Raw genomic sequence first — 3,769 nt, 5'->3', positions numbered from 1 at the left:
GGGCAGGGCGCCGCGGTCCACCTTGCCGTTGGGCGTGAGGGGCAGGGTGTCCAGGCCGACGAAGGCCGAGGGCACCATGTACGCAGGGAGACGGGAGCGCAGGTGCTCACGCAGAACGCCGGCATCCCCGAAGGCCGGGACGACGTAGGCCACGAGCCGCTGTTCGCGCACGTCGACCACGGCCTCGCGGACCTCGGGGTGCATGCGGAGCGCGGCTTCGATTTCGCCCGGCTCGATGCGGAAGCCGCGCAGCTTCACCTGGTGGTCGATGCGGCCCAGGAACTCCAACGTTCCGTCCGCGAGCCAGCGCACCCGGTCGCCCGTGCGGTACATCCGCGTGCCCGGCGCTTCGCGAAGCGCGTCCGGCACGAAGCGCTCGGCCGTCAGTTCCGGCCGGCCCAGGTAGCCGCGCACCACGCCTTCACCCCCGATGAACAACTCACCGGGGACCCCGACCGGCACCGGCCGCAGCAGGGCATCCAGGACGTGCAGCCCGGTGTTCGCCAGCGGCCGTCCCAGCGACACCGTGCCGGCCGTGTTCGTCTCCACGCGATGCATGGACGACCACACCGTCGTCTCGGTGGGTCCGTACATGTTGAGCAGGGCAGGGACGTGCTCGCGCAGCTTCGAGGCGAGGCTCCCCGGAAGCGCTTCGCCGCCCACGAGCATCTGGCGCAGTCCGCCCAGCGCATGCAGCGCCCGGGGCTCCTCCACGAGCGCACGCGCGTACGACGGCGTGCACTGGAAGTGGGTGACGGCGTGGCGCTCCAGCAGGTCCGCGAACGCCGCGGGCTCCAGGCCCGTGGGCGCGAGCACCACCTGGAAGCCGCGCGTCCAGGCCCAGAGCAGCTCCAGCACGGAGATGTCGAAGGAGATGCTCGTCATCGCCAGCCACGTGCCCGGGCACGGCGAGACGTGCGCATCCATCGCGCGGAAGAAGTTCATCACCGTCCGGTGCGGCACGCCCACGCCCTTGGGCCGCCCCGTCGAACCCGACGTGTAGAGCACGTACGCGAGCGTCCGCGCGTCACCCGCGGACCGCACGAAGTCCGCTCCCACCGAAGGGGCCACGTCATCGAGGAAGAGCCGGCGCTCGGCCGGCACCGCGATGACATCCTCCAGGCGACGAGGCCCCACGAGGACCTTCGCCCCCGAGTCCTCCCACATCGCCGCGAGCCGCTGCGCCGGGTACGCCGGATCCAACGGCAGGTAGGCCGCCCCCGCCTCCAGGATGCCGAGCATCCCCACCGCCAACTCCACCGAGCGGTCCACGCACAAGCCCACCACCGACTCCGGCCCCACGCCACGCTGCCTCAGCGTGTGCGCCACGGCCCGGGCCCGAGCACGCAGCTCCCGGTACGTCAGCCGGCCATCCCCTGCGACGAGCGCCACGGCATCCGGCGTGCGAGCCACCTGCGCCGCGAAGCGCGAGGAGAGGGTGGCATCCGAGGGGAACTCGATATCGGGTCCACGCGACAGCGCGAGCAGATGCTCCGACTCATCGGCGCTGAGCCACGGCAGCTCATCCACCTGGCGCGAAGGGTCCGCGACGGCGGCCTCCAGCAGCACACTCAGGTGGCCAGCGATGCGGGCCACGGTGTCCGCGTCGAAGAGGTCGGTGGCGTACTCCAGCCAGCCCTCGAAGCCCCTCGCGGATTCGGAGAGCGAGAGCGTCAGGTCGAACATCGCCGTGCCCGAATGCACGTCCAGCAAGCGCGACTGGATGCCCGGCAGCACGGGGGCGCCCACCTGCGCGCCCTGGAGGATGAACATCACCTGGAAGAGGGGCGTGTGCCCGCGCTCGCGCGTGGGCTGGAGCGCTTCCACCAGCTTCTCGAAGGGCACGTCCTGATGCGCGTACGCACCCATCGCCGTCGCGCGCACCCGGCCCAGCAGCTCACGGAAGGTGGGCGCGCCGGACAACCGCGTGCGCATCACCAGCGTGTTGACGAAGAAGCCCACCAGGCCCTGCAACTCCGCACGTTCACGACCCGCGATGGCCGTGCCCACGCTGACGTCGTCCTGTCCCGAGCGGCGCGCGAGCACCGCCTGGAAGGCCGCGAGCAGGACCATGAACGGGGTGACGCCCTCGCTGATGGCCAACCCGCGCACTGCCTCGGCGAGCCGTGAGTCGAGCACCACCGGCACCCGGGCGCCCTGCGTTCCACGCTCGGGGGGACGCGGCCGGTCTGTTGCCAGCTCCAGCAAGCGGGGCGCGCCTGAGAGCTGCTGCCGCCAGTAGTCCAGGTGCGAAGCCAGTGCGGCTCCGTCCAGCGACTCCCGCTGCCACTCCGCGTAGTCAGCGTAAGCCACCTTCAGCGCGCGCAGCGGCGACGGGCCGCCTTCGAGCAGCGCCGCGTAGAGGGCGGACATTTCGCGCACCAGCACGGCCATGGACGTGCCGTCCGACACGGCGTGGTGCATGACGAGCACCAACACGTGCGTGCGCTCATCCAGCGTCAGTAGCGTGGCGCGCACGAGCGGTCCCTGCGTCAGGATGAACGGACGGCGGGCCTCCTCATGGGCCAGACGGGAGGCTTCGGCCTCGCGGGTGTCCGCGGGCAGGGACTCCAGTGATACGCGGGCCAGTGGCAGGGATGCGAAGCTCGCGATGACCTGAAGCGGCCTTCCGTCCTGTTCCCGGAAGGAAGTCCTCAGCGCGTCATGGCGCGCGGCGAGCACGAGGAGGCTGTTCTCCAGCGTGGCCACGTCCAGCTCGCCTTCCAGTCGCACGGCGGCGGGAAGGTTGTAGGTCACGTCGCCCGGTGCGTACCGATCCAGGAACCACAGCCGCGCCTGCGCGAAGGACGCCGCCCGGTCGCCTGTTACTTCCCGGCGACGCAGCGTGCTCGATGCAGGGGCGGACGCCGCTGTGCGGGCCGCGATCAGCTGCCGTGCAAGGGACGTGATGCTCGGTCCCTGGAGCAACCACTCCATGGGCACCGTCACGCGCATCGTGCCGATACCCATTTCGTGCGCCAACTCCACCGCGCCCAACGAGTCCAGCCCGTAGCGAGTCACTGGAGCATCGACGTCGATGTCCTCACGGCGCATGCGCATGTGCCGGGCCACGACGTCGTGCAGCCATGCCACCAGCGCTGCCTCGTCCGCATTCGTGGGCAGGCCCTCTGAGACGGGCGCCGCTTCGCGTGCTCCAGAACCCGCGCCAGGAGCGGCCGGGCTACTGGCTCCGCGCTCATGACTCGATGACGGCCCGGACGAAGCCAAAGGCCTGTTGGCCCCAGCCACACCGGAGCCCGGGACGGCTGAGGCAGAGGCTCCGGAATCGGAGGCCCCAGCCAACGCCAACGGCCCGGATTCACCGAAGCCCGGCGCATTGATGGATCCGTCCCCGTCGGAGCCCGGAATGGATTCGGATGAAGCGGGGAGGGGAGCTTCGGACGACGAACGCACGCCCCCCGGCGGCTCCGCCCGCCACGCCGTCACCTCCTGCAATGCCCCCGCGAGGAAGGCCGCTCGGCACGCGTGCCGCTGCACCTTGCCGCTGGACGTCTTGGGCAAGCTGAGCGGCTCGATGAGCACCACCGCGTGCGCCTGCACCTCGTGCGACTCCGCCAGCCGCTGACGGATGGTGCCCACCGCCGCGTCCGCCGCCGCCAGCTGCTCACGCAGTCCGCCCAGCCGTCGCACGTCGATTTCCTGCACCACCACGGCGCGCTCCTCGCCCCCCACCTCCACCGAGAACACCGCGCCGCCCCCGGGCCTCAGCGCCGGGTGCGCCCCCTCCACCGTCGCCTCCAGGTCCTGC

General features: G+C 71.4%; 1 protein-coding gene. It reads right to left on the bottom strand.

Annotation, left to right across the window (positions count from 1 at the left end; all coding sequences use genetic code 11):
* Nucleotides 1-3,769 (bottom strand): non-ribosomal peptide synthetase (locus D7V77_RS40890; protein ID WP_120581584.1); only part of this gene is annotated, 3,769 nt, incomplete at both ends.

The organism is Corallococcus sp. CA041A, assembly GCF_003612075.1.
Lineage (GTDB): Bacteria > Myxococcota > Myxococcia > Myxococcales > Myxococcaceae > Corallococcus > Corallococcus exiguus.
The sequence above is the reverse complement of the archived record's forward strand: the minus strand, read 5'-3'. Positions and strand labels throughout refer to the sequence as shown.